This is a genomic window from Clostridium sp. CF012 (genome assembly GCF_018861755.1).
Classification (GTDB): domain Bacteria; phylum Bacillota; class Clostridia; order Clostridiales; family Clostridiaceae; genus Clostridium_AD.
In genome coordinates this window covers 59,959-80,059 of record NZ_JAHLEF010000009.1, presented here as the reverse complement: position 1 = coordinate 80,059, position 20,101 = coordinate 59,959, and the positions used below count along the sequence as shown (strand labels likewise).

Here is a 20,101-nt window from a genome sequence, read left to right as displayed (position 1 = left end):
TATATTTTATTTAAGGATTTATTTTTTATATAAGTAAATGATCTTACTCCTTTGTTTGAATTTTATTTAGTATCATAATTACCGTTTAACGTTTTATCTCCGAAATATAAAATGAACTGCTTGCCATAGAAATCCCAGCCATTTAGCATAGTAAAGTCGTTAATCTTATCTAGTCCTAAAATAATAAGAACATTATTATTCTTATTTTTAGAAGTATCTGCAACTAGCATACCTGAAATATCTTTATTTTTAAAAGTAACATCATCAAATTTTATTTCATCTTTTGATAAATCAATGGGAAATTTATCTACAATTGATTTTAATGATGCATTTTCCGTAGTATTCCCTATAAATATTAAGCTGTTTTCTTTAAGTTCTTGCTCCGTCAGAGCAGTATCTTCTTTAATAATAACGTTAAGGGCAAATCCATTTTCTAGAGTCATTTTTAAAGTATTTATTGTGTTATCAAAGATTTTTTTAGTTTCTTCAGACATTTTAGAGTTTGAAGGTTTTATTAAATAAACATTATAATTATCTAGTGCTTGAATAAAAAATGAAGCAAAGCTATTCTTATTTTCTTGTTTGAACGACATAAGTCCTTGTTTAATTTGATCTCTTTGGGGCCTAGTATTTTTCTCATTTATTTTTGCTAGTTCCTCTGATTCTGAGTTGGATAATGAAAGATTGCTAGGATTAAAATCTTTGGAATTAACATCTGATAGAACTTGTTCTTTTGCCTGTTTTCCACCAATTTCTTCTATTACACTTAAAAGTCCATCTAAGGTAGCATTTTTAAATGTATTTTTTGCATAGTAAGTTTTTATTATTTTTAAGAAATCTTCTTGTCCTACTTTTTGTCTAAGGTTTTCAAATACTAGAGCGCCCATTTTGTAAATTAGTTTTCCAAATTCCTTAGGTTTTATTTGGTCAACAGATACATTAATGGGGGTTGAACATCCTTTATAAATATCGATTTTGTCTCTTAATGAAACAGCTATGCCAACTGAGGAATACTTACCGTATTTTTTTTCGAAATAATAGGCAGTCGAAAAAGCAGTGAGAGATTCATCTAAAAATGAATCCTTAAACTCATTATTGCCTACCGTTACATACCACCATTGATGTGCTACTTCATGCACAGTTGCTTCTTCTGCAAATCCAATTTCATTATTATAGCTAGGAAAATATTTACCCATCTGAATTAATTGAGGATATTCCATAGCGAATCCCTGTACATAAGTTTCAACTGTATCAAATTCTTTATACGGATATTTACCAAAATTATCACCGAAAAACTTTAAAGAATCTATACTTAAATCTAGTAATTCCTCAGCTCTTTTCGAAGTCTCTTTAGCACCATCTTCAAGATAGAAGCTGTTTACTGTTATATCATCACATTTTTTTGTTATAACTTTAAAACTAGGACTCATAATAAAAACAAAGTCGCGAACATTTTCAGCAGTAATAGCATAAGTTTTAGTAGCTTTTTCGCCTTTTTTGTTAGAATTAGTTGTACCAGTAGATGCTAATATCATATTTTCAGGAACATTTATTGAAACATTATAATTTGCTATATCACTATAGTTTGATTCTCCAGTAGGATGGAATGGATTTTCATCCCATTTATCAGTTTTAGTATCATAAATTGATATTATAGGATACCAATTTGTAACCGAGTAAACATTATTGTAATAGCCTAATCTGTTTTGGCTTATAGGCAATTTTAATGTGAAATCTATTTGGATTATTATGCTCTGATTTGAGTTTATATCAGTCGTAGGTTTAATCTTTAAGATTTGCTTATCTTGAGTAAATTCCATTTTTTTATTGTCAATAGTGACGTTAGTTATAGTTATATCGCCTATCTCATCATTTTCAAGCTTTTCTTTTTTCATACCTAAATCAGGAATTGTTGTTACGCTTCCGTAAGAATCTGCATATAGGTGAAATGCTAAAGAATTAAGCTTTTCATTATAAGTATTAGTAAAGTTAACTGTTTCAGTCGAGGTAAAAATTTTACTTGCATCATCAAACTTAGTATTAATATTGTATTTTGTTAAAGTGTTTTTGACGGCGGTTACAGCTGGCGTTGGCACGTTAGGAGTTTTTGGTGCTTTTGCAAATGCAAAAGATGATTTAAATGATAAAAGCATAGTAAGTGCCAGTGCACCACTTAAAAATTGTTTGTAATTTTTTTTTCTAAACATAGTAATTATCCCCCCTATTATTGAATTTAAATTTGATTACTATAAACAGTATAACAAATATTTACTAAAATGCATATATATTATAATTAAAATGTGTATTGACATGTTATATAAGAGAGAATATAATTTAAAATAAGCATAGGGGGTAGGGGTATACAAGGATTGATTATTTAGTAGTTTATGAAATAATAACATTTAAAGATGACACTTGCCACGTGGGTGGCACCAGGAAGACCAGGAGGAATAATAATGATAGAACTAAATACTTTGGATGAAATGGATGACTTTATAAAGGGAAATACAATAGCTATGATTTACTTTGCTTCAGAAAGCTGCAACGTATGTGTGGCACTGCTTCCTAAAATTGAGAAAATGATAATTGAATTTCCAGAGCTCAAGATGAGTAAAGTTATGGTTGAAAAATTTACCCAGGCAGCAGGACAGTACTCAATATTTACATTACCCGCAATTTTGGTTTATATTGAAGGTAAAGAAGTTATTCGTGAGGCAAGATTTATTAGTGTTGATGTGTTAGGAAAAACTATAGAGAGATACTATGATATGTTATTTTAAAGGATTAAAAAAGAAGGCTTAGTAAATTAAATTTACGAAGCCTTCTTTTCTTTTTTATAAATATTTTTCTTTAAATTCCAAATACCCTTTTTTTCTTAATTTACAAGAAGGGCAGTCACCACAACCATTACCTATTATTCCATTATAACAAGTTAAAGTTTCCTCTTTAACTACATCAAGTACACCTAAGTCATAAGCCATCTTCCAAGTTTCAGCCTTGTTAATCCACATTAAAGGGGTTTCAATTACAAAATCATAACCCATAGCTAAGTTTAAGGTAACATTTAAGGATTTTATAAACACATCTCTACAATCTGGGTATCCACTAAAGTCACTTTGAGATACACCAGTTACAATATTATTTATACCTCTTTGCTTTGCAAATACTGCTACAAAGGTTAAGAATAATAAATTTCTACCATCTACAAAGGAATTAGGTACGCTATCAATAGGTGCTTCCTTATCTACTTCCATATCTTTTCTTGTTAAGGAATTTGGTGCTAACTGATTTAAAAGGTTTAAGTCTAAAGAATGATATTCTACACCGTGTTTTTTACATATATCCTTTGCACAAGTAAGCTCTAATATATGTTTTTGACTATAATCAAAAGATACAGCTATAACCTCTTTATATTTCTTTAAGGCCCAAAATAAACAAGTTGTGCTATCTTGTCCACCACTGAATACAACTATTGCTTTTTCGCTATCCATAATTAATACACCAACCTTTATTTAGTATAAAGCATCATCAATTTATTATTTAAAATTACATCAGTAGTAAATTTTCCTCTAAAAGTAGTTGACATTGTTTTAGTGCCTGGCTTTTTTATTCCTCTTGTAGTCATGCAGCCATGCTCACCTTCTATAATAACAGCCACATCAGGCGAGTTAGTTACCTTTTGCATAATTTCAGCTATGTCTGTGCCTATTCGTTCTTGAAGCTGCAATCTGCGGCCTACCATATCAGCTATTCTTGCAATTTTACTTAGTCCAATAATCTTTTTAGTAGGGACATATGCAACTGAAACACTCATATTATACATCAGTGCTAAATGGTGTTCACAATAGCTAAAAATTTGGATATCCTTCATTATCACTATATCGCGGGAATCCTCTTTAACTATTAAATCATCTTCAAAAGTTGTATTAAACATTTCAGCAATTTCATCATTGCTATAAGACATGCCGGCGAATACTTCTTCATACATTTTAGCTACACGCGCAGGGGTATCTTTAAGCCCTTGGCGAGATGGGTTGTCACCTAAAGCTATTAAAATTCCTCTTATATGTTCTTCAATTGCTTTTGTATCAATTGCCATAATTTTATACACCTCTCTTATTTGGATCCCAAATGATTTTATGAAGTTGAATTTGAAGATTAACACCATTCATTATATTATCTTTCATAAAATCTACAATGTTCTCTAGGTCAATTTGTCCAAAGACTGGACTAATATACACATTGGTTTTATTAGAAAGACCATATTTATCTATTATGAATTTAGACTTTTGCAAATCTGACCTGCTGCCACACACAAATTTAACTGTATCCTTATAACTTAAATACTCAAAGTTATTCAAATTCATTTTATCTTCCATATTGCTTGAAGGTAATTTATAATCCATATTAAAGCTGGGTGGATTTTCTATATGATCAAATTCGTTTAAATCAGCACTACCATTAGTTTCAATTTCAACATGAAGCAACCTATCTTTAGAAAGCATTTCTAATAATTCTATAATTCCTTCTTGAAGTAATGGCTCGCCACCAGTTAAGGTTACATTCCTAATTTCAGTAGATTTAATATATTTATATATATCATCAGAGGTCATTAAATCATAACCCGCATCAGGAGCATTAGCCCAAGTGGTATCGCAGTAGCTACAATTTAGATTACAGCCTGCAAATCTTATGAATACTACAAGTTGACCAGATAGAGGACCTTCTCCATTAATGCTTGTGAACTTTTCAACTACCTTAAATTTCACTTTAACGTACCTCGCTTTCTTCATATGCTGCACTATTAGTAGGTGTTTCATAAACCGTAGTCCTCTTTACATTATATCCTTTATTTTTCATTAGTCTAAAGAAAAATGCTGCAAAGTTTTCTGCTGTTGGTCTAAAATCAACCACAATCACATTAAAGCCATCTTGCTTTATACAATTTAATGTGAGGTCACGCATAGTGCCTTCTTGTATAATTAAGACGTGGTCATAACAATCTACCATATCTTTAACATCTTTTTTTAAATCACCAAAATCTATTACCATGCCGTCAAGTTGCCCGCCTTTTACCAAGTTTTCTGATTGAACATCAACTTCAACTTTCCAACGATGTCCGTGAATATTCGCACATTTTCCATCATAACCAGAAAGAAAATGTGCACTGTCAAAGCTGTGTTCTGCCTTTAATATATACATGTGGTGACGCCTCCTAGAATTATGTTAATTTAATTAATATTTCTCCCAAAATCCCGATAGTTTTATATCCTACGGTTTTTTTATAAACAAAAAAGGGCATAATCCACCCTTATACAAAAAAAGCTACCTAAAACGGTAGTTACGTCCTAGTTTTGTTTATAGACAGGATGGTTTAGAACTGTCTTATTTAGTTTTATTATTTTTAATTTTACTATAAGTTAAGAGGTATGTCAAATTTAAAACATAAATTAAGTTTACTTTAAGCTAAAATTGTGCGATAATATTAAGTTGTAAAAGCATATTTTGATGTATTATTTATGTGGAAATATTGGTTGTAAAATATTTATTATAAAATATCTAAAAAATAACGGTGCAAGTGAGGCGTAAAAATGAAAATTGGATTTGATCAGAAAAAATATTTAGAAGAACAATCAAAGTACATTTTAGAAAGAGTTAATGATTATGATAAGTTATATCTAGAATTTGGTGGAAAACTTTTCAATGATCTTCATGCAAAAAGAGTTTTACCAGGTTTTGATGAAAATGCAAAAATTAAATTACTACATAAGTTAAAAGAAAAAGTTGAGGTCATTATTTGTGTATTTGCAGGAGATATTGAAAGAAACAAAATAAGAGGAGATTTTGGAATCACTTATGATGTGGATGTTTTAAGATTAATTGATGATTTACGTGCATACTCGCTTGATGTAAATAGTGTCGTAATCACTAGATATGACGGGCAACCAGCAACTACGATTTTTATAAATAAACTTGAACGCCGAGGCATAAAGGTATATAAACATAGAGCAACTAAAGGATATCCTACAGATGTAGATGCAATTGTAAGTGATGAGGGATATGGTAAAAATCCATTTATTGAAACTACAAAATCTATTGTAGTTGTAACAGCGCCAGGACCAGGGAGTGGAAAGCTAGCTACTTGCCTCAGTCAACTTTATCATGAACATAAGCAAGGTAGAGCGGCGGGTTATTCAAAATTTGAAACTTTCCCAGTGTGGAATATTCCACTAAAGCATCCACTAAACATAGCATACGAAGCTGCAACAGCAGATCTTAATGATGTAAATATGCTAGATTCCTTCCACTTTGATGCTTATAATAAGATATCTGTAAACTATAACCGTGATATTGAAACCTTCCCTGTACTTAGAAGAATTATAGAAAGGATAACTGAGGAAGAGGCTGTTTATAAATCCCCAACAGATATGGGAGTTAATAGAGTAGGCTTTGGAATTATTGATGATGAGGTTATCAAAGAGGCATCTAGGCAAGAGGTAATAAGAAGATACTTCAAAACAGGTTGTGAATATAAAAAAGGTTATATAGATAAAGAAACTTTTGAGAGAGTAAAGCTTCTTATGGAAGAACTTAATTTAAAACAGCAAGATAGAAAAGTTGTTATGCCTGCAAGGGAGCGATCAGCTAATTTAAAGCAATGTTCTAATAAAAATGAAGCTTGCCCGGCCCTTGCAATAGAGCTTAATGATGGAACAATATTAACTAGTAAAAGTTCAGAAATAATGGATGCAACAGCTGCTATAATTTTAAATGCTGTTAAATATTTTGCCAATATAGATGACGAAATCCATCTTATTTCTCCAGTTATACTTGAGCCAATTATAAATCTAAAATCAAAAATCTTAGCCAGTAAAAAACCAGCTTTAGATTGCGAAAATATATTAATTGCACTTAGCATATGTGCTGCTACAAATCCAACAGCAAAGGTGGCTATGGATAAGTTAACAATGCTAAAAGGATGTCAAGCTCACTCAACTACAATTATAAGTACAAATGATGAGCAAACTTTCAGGAAACTTGGTATAGATATAACATCTGATGCGGAATACGCAACGGAAAGTCTTTACTATATATAAATAATAAGGTGCAACTCACGTGGCAAGTGTCATCAAGTTAGCCTTCAAATAAGTTGCAATTTAAAATTGTAACTTAAAAAAATGGATAAAAACTCAATATTTAAAATATCACCAAATTGTATGCAACTCTAATAGACCTTAAGTTATTTTGACTGAATGTCTTGTTGGAGTTGCATTTTTGCTAGTGTAACCATATTTGATAAATAAACAGTAGCCTAAAAACCCTGTTTTATTGCAATTGGTGTTTCTCTAGTAAAATTCTGTATTTGCAGCCTATTTTTTAATTCATTATATTTTACTTTAATTCCCCAACGTTTAAAATAAAGTTCTTTAAAGTCAGTCACACTAAAGGTTTCTTCAAAAATGAATCATGAGACTGTTGAGATTCCAGTGTTGATTGAAATCATGTTTTAGGAGGGTAATATGGGAACAGGTTATAATATCGGAGAGTTTGCAAAAACATTGAAAATTAATAAAGAAACCATAAGATATTATGAAAAGATTGGGTTACTCAATGAACCCAAAAGAGATACGAATGGATATAGGAAATATACAAAAGAAGATATAGAAAGACTTCGCTGCATTCTTATTTCTAAAGAGTATGGTTTTTCTTTAAAGGAGATCAAATCACTGTTATCTAAATTGTTTGATGAAATAGCAGGATGTGACCTCAGAGAAATAAAAAGAATTATTGAAGATAAGATAAAAGAAATTGATAGAAAGTCAGAGGAATTAAGCCGAATGAAAAAAATGTTTGTGAAAATAAATGATAGTATATTGTCAGAGCAGGAAGATATCTGTACGAAATTAGAATTTTATTTAAATATATAAAAAATTATACTTGACTATGTAGTATAGTACAGGGGTTATACTAACTTGAGAAATGATTCTATATCTATTTGAGGATTGCAAAATGAAATGTAACCAGGAGCTGCAAATGGAATAAATAGTTTTAAATTTAAAAAGGAAGTGGTCTTATGAAAGCAACAATTATATTGGCTCACCCTTGGCATGGAAGTTTCAACAAATCCATCACGGACACAGTAGTACTCTCATATCAACAAAAGAACAAGGAATATCAAATTATCGATTTAAACAAAGATAATTTTGATCCAGTTTTGAGGGAAAGTGAACTTGCACTCTATTCTAAAGGTGGACATAAAGATGTAAATGTAAAAAAATATCAAGACATGTTAAAAGAATCTGACGAGTTAGTTTTTATTTTTCCAATTTGGTGGTATTCTTTACCTGCAATATTAAAGGGATTCCTTGATAAAGTAATGTTGAGGAATTTCGCATATAGCGAAGAAAAATATAGACTAAAAGGTTTGTTGGATAATATCAAAAAAACTGTAGTAATTACAACGTCGCAAGCCCCTACCTGGTATTTAAAATTCATAGTGGGCAATCCAATACAGCGAACATTTATCGGTGGGACGTTAAAGAGTGTTGGACTTAAAAATGTTAAATGGTTAAATAATGATTATACAACAACAGGTACTGATAAGAGTAGAAAACAGTTCTTGGAAAAGGTATCCAAGTATATTTAAATCAGTGAAAAACTATATAAATTCCGATATTGATGAGGTGTTAAAATGGAAACAAGCATATACTATTTTTCAGGTACAGGAAATTCTTTATACATCTCTAAGAGAATTGCAGAAAAAATGGGGAACGTAAAATTACACTCAATTACAAAAATCGAAAGAAAACATGTTATTAATTCAGAAGTAATTGGATTGATTTTTCCAGTCCATGCACTTGATATACCTGTTATGGTAAAAGAATTTATAACGAATACTGATATGAAAAAGGTAAAATACATTTTTTGCGTTGCTACTTGCGGAGAAAAGGCTGGAAATGCTATTTTTTATTTAGATAAAATTCTAAAAACTAAGAAAAAAGAATTGGATTATGGAATAGTAATGGAATTGGCTGATAACAGTATTTACTACACCACTTATAATGCTCCCCAATATAAATGCCCCGGAATTAAAGTAGAAGAATTGATTTTATGTACAAATTAAATTTTTTTAGTTTTTTATTAACATGGGCTGATGAGGCTGTTCATAAATGACTAAATTGAATATGACGCAGATAATTTTGCAATCATGTGCAAAACTAAAGAAGATGCAGAGAAGATTTCTGATAAGGTACATGAACTAAACGGTCATAAGGTAGGGAAAGTTATTAATATACTGCACGACTTCCAAGATCTATACCTAACACTCGCATTTTTTACCCCCCTTGAAAACTCCATCATTACACATTTTGTAAATACTACAAAAAACAACAAAATAACAAATAAAATTGTAACATATATATTAAAATGTTACTATTAACTTGTAAATCTTTAAATTCTATGAAGAATTTCATTATTATATTTTAAATTTTATTGCGAGGATAAATAAATATGGAGATTATAAAGACTAACAAATTAAAAAGAATGATTGCAATATCTATAGTTATTGCAATCACTTCACAAATAAATATGAATTTGCTTATATCTGATTTTAGAGTTTCTGTGGCAATAATATTGTTTCCTGTATTTTTATACTTTTTTGATGAACTAGATACCATAAAAACAGGGGTTATGTGTGCTGTTTCTGTTTACTTTTTAAGAGTAGGTATCTATTTTATTGAAAATGGGAGCTTTATTGAAATTTTATTAGCTTATTTTCCGGAAATATTTTTTTATGCTTTTTATAGTATATTTTTTAAGATTTTCAGTAAAGCAATAACCACAATTGATTTAAAAAGATTATTAATAACATTGATATTAAGTGATTACCTAGGAAATTTTATAGAAATATTAACAAGAAATCTTGGGGACTTTACCATGCTAAAATTAAATGTAGTCACTACATTATTGTATGTTGCAGTTATACGTTCTATTATAAGTTTAATAATCTTAAATAGTCTAAAGTTTTATAAGTTACTTCTTCTAAAAGAGGAACATGAAAAAAGATATAAAAAACTTCTACTATTAACTTCTGATTTAAAAACAGAAATGTATTGGATGAAAAAAAATATGAGCAGCATAGAAAAAATCATGAGTAATGCCTATGAATTATTTGAAAAAATCTCTATAAAGGAAGAATCGGACACCTGGGCTCAGCGGTCTTTAAATATTGCTAAAGATGTTCACGAAATAAAGAAAGAATATGGTCTTGTTGTAAGAGGTATTGAAGAAATAACAGAAGATAAGACTAAGGACAAAGGTATGTATTTTAAAGATATTATTAATATATTAGAAGATAGCATGAAAAATGAAGTGAAATTTAGAGAACTTAATGTAGATTTGATTTTTAACATAAATAAGAATTTCTATACAACTAAGCATTATTATCTTATGTCTATTTTCAGAAATTTAATCATGAATTCACTAGATGCACTATGCACTACAACTAATAACATTTCTATTTCCTTTGAAGAGAAGTCAATAGATGAAAAATTTATTTTTGTAATAAGTGATACAGGCTCTGGAATAAAAGAATGTGATCTAATGTACATATTCTCTCCGGGATTCTCAACTAAAATCAATTACAGTACTGGTGAAATAAATCGTGGTCTTGGATTAAGTATCGTTAAAAATATTGTTGAAGAAGATTTAAAAGGCACTATTGAAGTAAATTCTATAGAAAATGTTGGAACTACTTTTTACATAACTATTAATAAATCAGAACTGGAGGACTCATAATGAATATATTTATAATCGAAGATGATATTAATATTGTTAAGATTTTAGAAAAGATAATATGTGATAGGGATTTGGGTACAGTTATAGGTTATTCTCTTGAGGGTTGAGAAGGTTTAAAAGAGATTCAGTGTCTGAATCCAGATATAGTTTTAGTGGATCTTTTCATCCCTGGCGTTGATGGATTATCCATAGTTAAGAAGGTAAAACCTACGCGTCCTGAAATGCAATTTATAATGATTTCACAGGTATCAGCTAAGAATATGATTGAAAAAGCTTATAAAAATGGAGTAGAATTTTACATACAAAAACCAATAAATGCAGTTGAGATTGAAACTATTATAAAAAAAGTATCTGAAAACTTAGAAACCAACCGAACTTTAAATAAAATCCAGAAACTTTTTAATAAAGATACTAGCATCATTCTAGATAGTAATTGTTTAAAATCAGAAGATGAAATACAAACAATAAAAAATATAATGCTTAGAATAGGAATAATAGGCGAAGTGGGCAGTAAAGACTTAATTGATATTACTGTATTTTTAATGAAAAATAATGAATACATGGAGAACTATACGTTAAAAGAATTATGTAACAAATTTACTGATAATCCTAAATCAATGGAACAAAGAATTAGAAGAACCATTTCCACCGGTTTGAGCAATATTGCGAGTTTAGGAATAGAAGATTATATGAACGATGTTTTTGTAGAATACTCAAATGGACTTTTTAACTTTGAGCAGGTAAAAAAAGAAATGGACTATATCAGAAAAAAGAGTTCTGATAGAGGTAAAGTAACCATAAAAAAATTTGTTGATGGACTTATTTCCTATTGTGAAAAATAAAATAAGGGGCACTCTGTGGAAAGTGAGTATGCAAAAGATACAAAAGATAGGGAAAGTTAATAATTTATAAAAATTATTAGCTGTCCCTATCTTTTGCTTTGTTATTTTGATGGACTAATTTATTACTATAAAATATTTTTTTATTGTATTTTGAAGTCTTGCGAAGTTTTTTGAAACTTCGCAATTATAATAATTGTATGACAAATCATAATATTGAAAATCAATTACAGTTATTTTAAAACACAAAGGAGGAGAATATGTTTATATTAATTAAAGGTATTGGATTATTACTTTTCACATTATTCTTGTTTTCACTTTTTAGTTTAAAAATGCCTAAAGGTCAAAAGGCTATGTCTGGACTTGCAAATGCTGCTGTAGCAACATTTTTAGTTGAAGCAATACATAAGTACATAAGCGGGAATCTATTACACATTAAATTTTTAGGTGAGGTAGGTACTTCTTCTGGAAATATGGGAGGAGTTGCTGCTGTAATACTAGTTGGTTTAAACATGGGACTAAATCCTGTATATGCAGTAACAGCTGGTGCTGCGGTATTGGGATATGGTATTCTTCCAGGATTTGTAGCTGGGTATATAATTTCATTTATCGGACCAGTTTTAGAGAAAAAACTCCCAAAAGGATTAGATATAATAGTTGGTGCTCTTTTGATTGCACCCCTTGCAAGAGGAATTGCTTTCGGGGTAGATCCAATAGTAAACTCAACTTTACTTAGCATTGGAAGTATGATAACGATTGCTGCTGTACAGTCGCCCTATGTGATGGGTTTCTTATTAGGAGGAATTATGAAAATGATATGTACATCTCCTTTAAGTTCTATGGCACTAACAGCAATGCTTGGATTACAAGGTCTTGCAATGGGTATAGCATCTATCGCCTGTGTTGGTGGATCTTTTACAAACGGTATAATGTTCAAAAGGCTTAAACTAGGTGATAAAAGTAATGTAGTAGCTGTAATGCTTGAACCACTAACACAAGCTGATATAGTAACTGCAAACGCACTTCCCATATATTGCGCAAATTTCATAGGCGGTGGACTAGCTGGTTTAAGTGCTGCCTATTTTAAAATAATAAATAATGCTCCAGGTACAGCTTCACCTATTCCAGGATTGTTAGCACCATTTGGGTTCAATGAACCTAAAGCCGTTGTTTTTGCAGTATTATTTGCTATATGTGGCGGAATTATTGGTGGACTACTTGGTTCTACTGTAACTCTTTATATTAAAAAGAAGGCAAATAAAAAAGTGGAACAAGAGGCTATTGCAGCATAAGGTGCCATCCACGTGGCAAGTTGAATAAATAAAGAATAAAATCCCACTGCTATCAAAGGATGCAGTGGGATTTTTATAATAAACAAGCCGTGCTATAAAAACTTGCTTCCATAATAACAGCACCCAATGGCGCCATTAAATTGCGGCTCGTCAATAGATACTATCTCTTCATAATCTTGTTTTAAATATTTTTTTATTGCAGTATTATTTGCAACGCCGCCAGTTAAGATTAATTTTTTACCTTTAAATTTACCTAAAAGAGGCTTAAGTCTCTTGTATAGAGAGTAGTTAACACTAGAACACAAGCACTCCATACTTACGCCCTCAGCTATTTTGCCAATTAACTCTGACTCTGAGAATACAGCACAGGTTGAATTAAGTTCCACAGGATTTTCATAATGCACACTCATATCATCAAGTGATACTTCAAGTACATTTGCCATATTCTCTAAATATCTACCACAGGAGGCAGCGCATTTTTCGTTAAGTTCTAGGTCTGTAATGAGGCCCTTTTCCACTTTTACAACCTTAACATCTTGTCCACCTACATCTAAGAGTATAAAATCCTTTAGACCAGTTTGATAGAAGCCTCCGTACACATGGGCTTTTAGTTCGTTTATTGGGGTGAATAGCAATAAATCAGTGTTGTTTTTTCCGTAGCCTGTAGACACTGCCTTATCTATTCGACTCATATGAAGCTTTTCTAAATTAACAACAACTTTACCATCATAGTCGCAGTAATTTCTGTAAAAGTTCATGGTACTGACTTTTACCTTTTGTATTATTTTATTATCTTCCATTAAAACAATTTTAACCTCGCGACTTCCAAGGTCTATACCTAATACACGCATTTTTTAACCCCCTTTAAATCTAGTAGCATATCAAGAAAGGCTTCTAACCTAAGTTTTGTTCTTGCATCTAAGACATTTAACTTATCACCTTCGATATTTAATATGGGAATATCTAAATTTTCTTTTAAAACAATATGTTCTACTGCTCTATAGCAAAAGGCTTGAGTATAGTGAATAATACCATCTAATTTTCTTTCATTGATTTGTATTTGTAATTCTTTAATCCTAAATTTACTATCATAAGGATAAGTGTAGTCGTAATATTGCTGAAATATATCTAATGCATTATCTGCTCTTGGAAAAGCGAATTCCCTTTGAACCTCATTGTATACAAAATTAGCATCAAATAGTTCAACAAATTCATATATATCGGAAGTCATAGGGGGAACCCCAATGTATCCAAGTCGTAGTTTTTTAAATACTTGTTTCCTGTTTTTCATATCACAAATGACTTTTTTTAGCTCAGCTTCATATATATCTATATCTCCATTAAAATCACTTGTAGAAACTTGATATAGGTGATTTTCAAAGCCGGTAGCTTTATTGTGAATATAGGTCAACTCATCAATTTCTTTAGCTAGTGATCTAATTTCATTTAGCCTTTCTCTAACCACTTCAACTTCTTCAATTTCTACATTAAAGGTGTTCATAAATTCATTTATTTCACGTTCTACATCCTCTATCTTGTGGCTATGCGGAAAGGAAAAGGGATAAACTTTAATCCCTTTTAACTCAAGTACGTCAATAAGGGCTTTTGTATTAGAGCAATCTCCCTCCACTACTCCAATTATCTCTGTGATGTCGTTTTGCATACATGCTCCATAAATTCCCTTTGTCCAAGTGCAAAAGCTTTTAGGAAACCCATCTCTTTCTGCAATGTCTATATATTTCAAGTAGTCCTTAGAGGTTATAAAAATATTATTTAAATCTATAGGGGTATAACCTGCTGCAATGAGAACCTCTACTGGTACGGTAGTTGTTAATCCTATTTTTTTCATTATGAATCCTCCCGTGTTATAGATAATATTTGACAGATGTAAGTTAATATAACCTGTTAATTTTTTATATGTATAAAAATTGTGCAAATAAAAAAGGGCGCAAACCGCCCTTAAACAAAAAAGACTACCTAAAACGGTAGTTACGTCCTAGTTTTGTTTATAGACAGGATGGTTTAGAACTGTCTTATTATGTTTTATAATTATAAACTTTACTATAGGTCACTCAATATGTCAAATGGAGATTACTTAAATATTTAAGTGTAGTCGATGTTAACATAAGAATTATTACTTTTAATTTTTGATTGTTTTGTGATATATTATTCGTATAGTAATTTATACTAAATATGATATTTTTTTGTATTCAAAAGCATTTTTATTATACTATGAATTTGGAAGTCAGTTATTATAGAAAATTTACAGAATACACTTTTCTAGCAAGTGTTTAAGGGGGAAAATGAAGAAGAAATTTTTAATGAAAACTTTATTATTATTAACCGTATTTGTACTTTTTAAAATCAATTGCGCAGCTTATGCACAAAATAATAAAAAAGTGGTTCTACAACTAAGATGGAACCATCAATATCAGTTTGCAGGGTACTATGTTGCAAAATGGATGGGTCTTTACGATGCGGTCGGGTTGGATGTAGAAATAAAGTCTGCATTTACCTCAAACAAGAGCATATTGGTTGCAACTAAGGAGGTTCTTGAGGGGCGGGCAGATTTTGGAATTGGATCAGATGATGTATTAATGGAAGAAAATAAAGGGGCAAAGCTTTGTATTGTTGCTTCACTATTTCAACGTAGTGCAGTTGAATATTATATGAAGTCAGATACTCCCTATAGAGGAATAATTGATTTAACAAAACTCAATACTGCCAGGAGGAAAAATGATTTATTAGATATTGAACTTCAAGCTATGCTGGAAAATGAGGGCATTAAACCTGGTAATACTAAAATGTTATCCTATTCTACTGAATTTTCAGCAGAGGATTTAGCAACAGGTAAATATGATATAATTCCAGGCTATCTAGGAACTATTCCTTATCTAGCACAACAATCCGGCTTATCCTTAAGGATAATAAAACCCATTGACTATGGAATAGACTTTTATGGAGATTCTTTATTCACGAAAAGAGATTTAGCCTTAACAAATCCAGACTTGGTTGAAAAATTTAAAAAAGCAAGTATTAAAGGCTGGGAATATGCTTTAGAACATCCCGTGGAGATAGCGAAACGAATTTCCACAGAATTTAAGATTGAAGGGCAGTCAGTGAAGGAGTTAGAGGCCTATAACCTTTTTCAAGAAAAGAAAGTAGCAGAATTAACTCTTCATCCCGTGGTTGAAATCGGGAATATTAATCCCAACAGATGGATGAAAATGCAAGAGACTTTATTGAAGCTTGGAATTGTAAAGGGGACACCTGATTTTAGCTCATTTATATTTAATTATGATAAGATTATTAATAATAGAAATAAAAGGTTAGAAATGATATTTATTGCTTTAATGATAGGTAGTTTCTGCATATTTTTAATATATTTTATAATTCGGTTAACTACTAATAATGTCATGCTAAAAAAAGAAAACAATGAGAGAAAAAAAGCTGAGGAGAAAATTATTAGAAGTACACAAAGATACGAGGCTATGTTTAGTAGTGCACTTCTTGGAATAACAATTACAACAATAAAAGGCATTATATTACAAGTTAATAAACGATGGTTAGATATGACAGGTTATAATGAAGAGGATGTCATTGGAAGAAGTATTTTTGAATTAATTATTCCAGAAGATGACAATGTTTTAAAATTAAAGGATAGATTTTTAAAGGAGGAAATTGAAAGCTATGAAATAGAGCAACAATACATTAGAAAAGATGGCCGTTTGATTTGTGGTAAGCTTTTTATGACTTCAATTTTCGATCAATATAGTGATAATAAAGTTAATATGGGTATGGTTTTAGATATAACAAATACAAAAACTGAGGAAGAGACTGTTAGGAGAAGTGAAAGCAGATTTAGACGAATAATTAATGAAATTGCCTCTGGTATACCTGAAGTGGAGCCAAATGATTCAATGTCAGAATACAAAACTTCAGAGGGAATATATTCTTTATCTACTGAAAAAAGCCAATTATCCTTAAAATTAGAAAAGATTAATCTTGAACTTGAAAGAATGTTCAAAAATGAAATGGATGAAAATAAGAAAAAAGAGGCCTTACTCATATATCAAGCTAGATTTGCTGCAATGGGTGAAATGATAGGGAACATAGCACATCAATGGAGGCAACCCTTAAATAATTTAGGGCTTATTATTTCAAACCTAGAAGATGCTTCCATTTATGATGAACTTGAGCCTGCGGTAGTTGACAATGTAGTTGGAAAATGCAGAAAATTAATAAGAAGAATGTCAGATACTATAGACGATTTTAGGTATTTTTTAAACCCTCAAAAAGGAAAAACAAATTTTTCAATATGCGAAAATATAAATGTTGTATTGGAATTAGTTGATGAAAACTTAAAATTTAATAAGGTTAATATATTAATGGATACAAAAAATGAAGTGGCAGCCTTTGGATATGCTAATCAATATTCTCAAGCTATATTTAATATTATAAGTAATTCTATTGATGCCTTATCGGAACAGTTTCATTCAAATAGAGAAATTGCTATTGAAGTTTATAAAGAAGGAGAAATGATTGCAGTTGAAATAAGTGATAATGGCGGTGGAATAAAAGAAGAGAATGTTGATAAAGTATTTGATGTTTATTTTTCTACAAAGGGTGACAAAAATGGAACTGGACTGGGATTATATATGACTAAGTTAATTATCGAAAATAATATGAGTGGCAGAGTTGAACTTCTTGAACATGTAGCAGGTGTGACTATTAAGGTTACAATACCAGAAAATGGGGGGGATAAAATTGAAGGTGATAGAAAATAGTAATTTGCTAAATAACCTTAAGGTATTATATATTGAAGATGAGGATTTTGCTAGAAACGAGCTGGCAATATTTTTAAAAAGAAGGGTTGGAGTCTTATTAACTGCAAAGAATGGAGAGGAAGGGCTAAAGACATTTAATGAAAATAGACCTGATTTAGTTTTAACAGATCTTATTATGCCTGTTATGGGTGGAATTCAGCTAATAGATGAGATTAGAAAAACAGGTTCTTCTTGTCCCGTGATAGTTATTTCTGCTTTATCAGACAGTCAGACAATAATAAAGACTATTGACCAAGGCATTGTTAAATATATTATAAAGCCATTAAATACAAATGAATTGATTAAACATATGGAAGGTCTAGCAATTGACATACTAAGGGATATTATGGGTAATACTGTAATCGGTGGATTATCATTGCTTAATAAAGAAAGTAAGCAAGCATTAGAGAAAAAATTAAAAAGTGAAATTGCATTTTTTTTAAAAAGTTTTACAGGTAAAGGCCCTAGAGATATTCATCTATTTATAAAGGGCAATAGGATAGAAGTAAAAGCACTGGGAGTTCTTACATTATTAGAATCGAATATAGTACTTTATAAAAAAAACTATAGCTTGGTGGACTATAATCGCAAGATTTTTTATGAAGAAAACATTTCTCATCTCCAGCTAAAACTAGGAGAGGTTGTAGGATCAGTTGTACAACTACTGGAAATTATTTCAGATTCATGTAACAATAGTGATGAGATGATTTTTACAATTTTTTAGCTTGCCAATAGAAATACAATATGATATACTAAATATTATGAATTATCTGAAAAAAGTAGTATGCTGGTTTGGAAATTAATGCCGAACCAGAATTAACCTAATTATATATCTGACAAGAATTAAAGAAAGCATAAAATGTTAGGCTTTAATAGGTCAGTACAAAAACAGTGATGTTATTTGTACTGACTTTTTTGCGTTTTTAATTATATGAATGAGATATTTATGAGGTAAAAACTCTAAATATAAATGTGAAATTTAGGAGGAATTATTATGAATCTTAATCAGCCTGACCTAATCAATGAAAAGTTACCTATAAAAACATTATTACCATTAGGCCTTCAACATGTCCTTGCAATGTATGCAGGAGCATTGGCGGTTCCTATTATAGTGGGAACAGCTATTGGTTTAACTCCTCAGCAAATAGGTTATCTAGTAGCAGCAGATCTATTTACATGTGGTATTGCCACTTTAATTCAATCATTAGGATTTGGGAAACATATCGGTGTTAAGCTTCCAGTAATTATGGGATGTTCATTTGTATCGGTTGCTCCCATGATTACTATTGGAAAAGCAAGTGGATTACCTGTTATTTATGGTGCGGTTATTTGTGCAGGTATTTTTGTTGTATTGATTTCATTTTTCTTTGGTAAACTTCTTAAGTTTTTTCCTTCGCTTGTTACTGGTACTGTAATCATGATTGTTGGTTTATCACTTATACCTGTTGCACTAAATGATGCCGCAGGCGGTTATGGTCCAACTCATGGCAATCCTAAGAATCTTATTCTTGCAGGTATAGTAGTAATATTTATTTGTATTCTTAATAGATATTTCAAAGGATTTATGCAAGCCACTTCAGTATTACTAGGTTTAGTTTTTGGTACAATACTAGCTTCCTTTATGGGTATGGTTGATATGAGTGCCGTTTCGAGTGCGGGATGGTTTAGAGTTGTCACTCCCTTTTATTTTGGACTTCCTAAATTTGAACTTGGACCAATATTCACAATGTGTCTTATATCACTAATACTTATGATTGAAGCTGTTGGAGTTTTTATAGGTGTTTCAAATATTTGTGGTAAAAAAGTAGAAAATAGCGAAATAGTAAGTGGACTTAGAGGAGAGGGAATAGCGCAGATTTTAGGTGGAGTTTTCAATTCCTTCCCTTATACTACTTTTTCTCAAAACGTTGGACTTGTTGCATTATCAGGTATTAAGAGCCGTTATGTTACAGTGTGCTCAGGTATAATTCTAATATGTCTTGGAATTATCCCAAAGATTGCTGCACTTGCAACAATTATCCCGCACGCTGTACTTGGTGGAGCTACTTTGGCTATGTTTGGTATGGTAGCAGTATCAGGTATTAGAATATTATCAACAGTAGACCTTACAAAGACAGGTAATATGTTAACTATTGCTTTAGCTGTAGGAATCGGTATTAGCTCTAAAGTTTCACCTGGACTCTTTGATCAACTTCCTTATGCCCTTAAATTTGTACTTGAAGATGGAATTGTTGCTGGAAGTATAGTTGCAATATTTGGTAACATATTCTTTAATTATAAAGAAATTATGGTATCAGAAAATAATGCACCGATTCCTAACAATCATACTCTTTAGTTTTTAATGCAT

19 protein-coding genes are annotated in these 20,101 nt (G+C 30.8%); 12 read left to right on the top strand and 7 right to left on the bottom strand.

The features are described from left to right. Window positions 1-62: 62 nt before the first annotated feature. Window positions 63-2,207: a M1 family metallopeptidase gene (locus KPL50_RS10805; protein WP_216298477.1), complete on the bottom strand. Its 2,145-nt coding sequence runs from the start codon at window positions 2,205-2,207 to the stop codon at window positions 63-65. A gap of 249 nt (window positions 2,208-2,456) precedes the next feature. Here KPL50_RS10805 and KPL50_RS10800 point away from each other — a divergent pair, with 249 nt between their 5' ends. Then, window positions 2,457-2,780 (top strand): thioredoxin family protein, encoded by a 324-nt coding sequence (locus KPL50_RS10800; RefSeq protein ID WP_216298476.1) that lies wholly within the window; start codon window positions 2,457-2,459, stop codon window positions 2,778-2,780. A 54-nt stretch (window positions 2,781-2,834) separates the two neighbouring features. Here KPL50_RS10800 and queC read toward each other — a convergent pair whose 3' ends face one another. The 4 genes from queC to queD are packed head-to-tail and all read right to left on the bottom strand — an operon-like array spanning window position 2,835 to window position 5,202. Next, the gene (queC, locus tag KPL50_RS10795; RefSeq protein ID WP_216298475.1) at window positions 2,835-3,491 is read right to left on the bottom strand and encodes a 7-cyano-7-deazaguanine synthase QueC; all 657 of its coding nucleotides are present in this window, start codon (window positions 3,489-3,491) and stop codon (window positions 2,835-2,837) included. Between the two features lie 17 nt (window positions 3,492-3,508). Next, a complete protein-coding gene (gene folE / locus KPL50_RS10790; RefSeq protein ID WP_216298474.1) occupies window positions 3,509-4,099 on the bottom strand; it encodes a GTP cyclohydrolase I in 591 nt (196 codons plus the stop codon). Between the two features lie 4 nt (window positions 4,100-4,103). Then, complete coding sequence (queE, locus tag KPL50_RS10785) at window positions 4,104-4,769, bottom strand: putative 7-carboxy-7-deazaguanine synthase QueE (RefSeq protein WP_216298568.1); 666 nt, start codon at window positions 4,767-4,769, stop codon at window positions 4,104-4,106. A gap of 1 nt (window position 4,770) precedes the next feature. Further along, complete coding sequence (gene queD, locus KPL50_RS10780) at window positions 4,771-5,202, bottom strand: 6-carboxytetrahydropterin synthase QueD (RefSeq protein ID WP_216298473.1); 432 nt, start codon at window positions 5,200-5,202, stop codon at window positions 4,771-4,773. Window positions 5,203-5,591: 389 nt separating this feature from the next. On the opposite strand from queD, the gene KPL50_RS10775 reads away from it, so the two are divergent. The 8 genes from KPL50_RS10775 to KPL50_RS10740 all read left to right on the top strand — a co-directional run bounded on the left by KPL50_RS10775 (window position 5,592) and on the right by KPL50_RS10740 (window position 12,928). Continuing rightward, complete coding sequence (locus KPL50_RS10775) at window positions 5,592-7,097, top strand: DUF1846 domain-containing protein (RefSeq protein ID WP_216298472.1); 1,506 nt, start codon at window positions 5,592-5,594, stop codon at window positions 7,095-7,097. A gap of 423 nt (window positions 7,098-7,520) precedes the next feature. Continuing rightward, complete coding sequence (locus KPL50_RS10770) at window positions 7,521-7,928, top strand: MerR family transcriptional regulator (RefSeq protein ID WP_216298471.1); 408 nt, start codon at window positions 7,521-7,523, stop codon at window positions 7,926-7,928. A 146-nt stretch (window positions 7,929-8,074) separates the two neighbouring features. After that, a complete protein-coding gene (locus KPL50_RS10765; protein ID WP_216298470.1) occupies window positions 8,075-8,647 on the top strand; it encodes an NAD(P)H-dependent oxidoreductase in 573 nt (190 codons plus the stop codon). A gap of 45 nt (window positions 8,648-8,692) precedes the next feature. Further along, a complete protein-coding gene (locus tag KPL50_RS10760) occupies window positions 8,693-9,124 on the top strand; it encodes an EFR1 family ferrodoxin (protein ID WP_216298469.1) in 432 nt (143 codons plus the stop codon). Between the two features lie 84 nt (window positions 9,125-9,208). Next, on the top strand, window positions 9,209-9,439 hold the full coding sequence (locus KPL50_RS10755) for a hypothetical protein (RefSeq protein ID WP_216298468.1): 231 nt from the start codon (window positions 9,209-9,211) through the stop codon (window positions 9,437-9,439). Window positions 9,440-9,510: 71 nt separating this feature from the next. Then, window positions 9,511-10,797, top strand: a complete 1,287-nt coding sequence (locus KPL50_RS10750; RefSeq protein WP_216298467.1) for an ATP-binding protein — start codon at window positions 9,511-9,513, stop codon at window positions 10,795-10,797. A gap of 122 nt (window positions 10,798-10,919) precedes the next feature. Next, the gene (locus KPL50_RS27730; RefSeq protein ID WP_309245169.1) at window positions 10,920-11,639 is read left to right on the top strand and encodes a response regulator; all 720 of its coding nucleotides are present in this window, start codon (window positions 10,920-10,922) and stop codon (window positions 11,637-11,639) included. A 257-nt stretch (window positions 11,640-11,896) separates the two neighbouring features. Continuing rightward, entirely contained in the window at window positions 11,897-12,928 is a 1,032-nt protein-coding gene (locus tag KPL50_RS10740; RefSeq protein WP_216298466.1) for a PTS sugar transporter subunit IIC, read from the top strand. A 92-nt stretch (window positions 12,929-13,020) separates the two neighbouring features. Here the strand turns inward: KPL50_RS10740 and KPL50_RS10735 are convergent, their stop codons facing one another. Then, window positions 13,021-13,779: an acyl-CoA dehydratase activase gene (locus KPL50_RS10735; RefSeq protein WP_216298465.1), complete on the bottom strand. Its 759-nt coding sequence runs from the start codon at window positions 13,777-13,779 to the stop codon at window positions 13,021-13,023. Further along, a complete protein-coding gene (locus tag KPL50_RS10730; protein ID WP_216298464.1) occupies window positions 13,767-14,777 on the bottom strand; it encodes a 2-hydroxyacyl-CoA dehydratase in 1,011 nt (336 codons plus the stop codon). The genes KPL50_RS10735 and KPL50_RS10730 overlap by 13 nt, the downstream gene beginning before the upstream one ends. 454 nt (window positions 14,778-15,231) lie before the next feature. Here KPL50_RS10730 and KPL50_RS10725 point away from each other — a divergent pair, with 454 nt between their 5' ends. From KPL50_RS10725 to KPL50_RS10715, 3 genes are all read left to right on the top strand, one after another. After that, entirely contained in the window at window positions 15,232-17,715 is a 2,484-nt protein-coding gene (locus tag KPL50_RS10725; RefSeq protein ID WP_216298463.1) for an ABC transporter substrate-binding protein, read from the top strand. After that, window positions 17,702-18,478, top strand: a complete 777-nt coding sequence (locus KPL50_RS10720) for a response regulator (RefSeq protein WP_309245168.1) — start codon at window positions 17,702-17,704, stop codon at window positions 18,476-18,478. Before KPL50_RS10725 ends, KPL50_RS10720 begins: the two co-directional genes overlap by 14 nt. A gap of 270 nt (window positions 18,479-18,748) precedes the next feature. Then, the gene (locus KPL50_RS10715; RefSeq protein WP_216298461.1) at window positions 18,749-20,089 is read left to right on the top strand and encodes a nucleobase:cation symporter-2 family protein; all 1,341 of its coding nucleotides are present in this window, start codon (window positions 18,749-18,751) and stop codon (window positions 20,087-20,089) included. Window positions 20,090-20,101 lie beyond the last annotated feature (12 nt).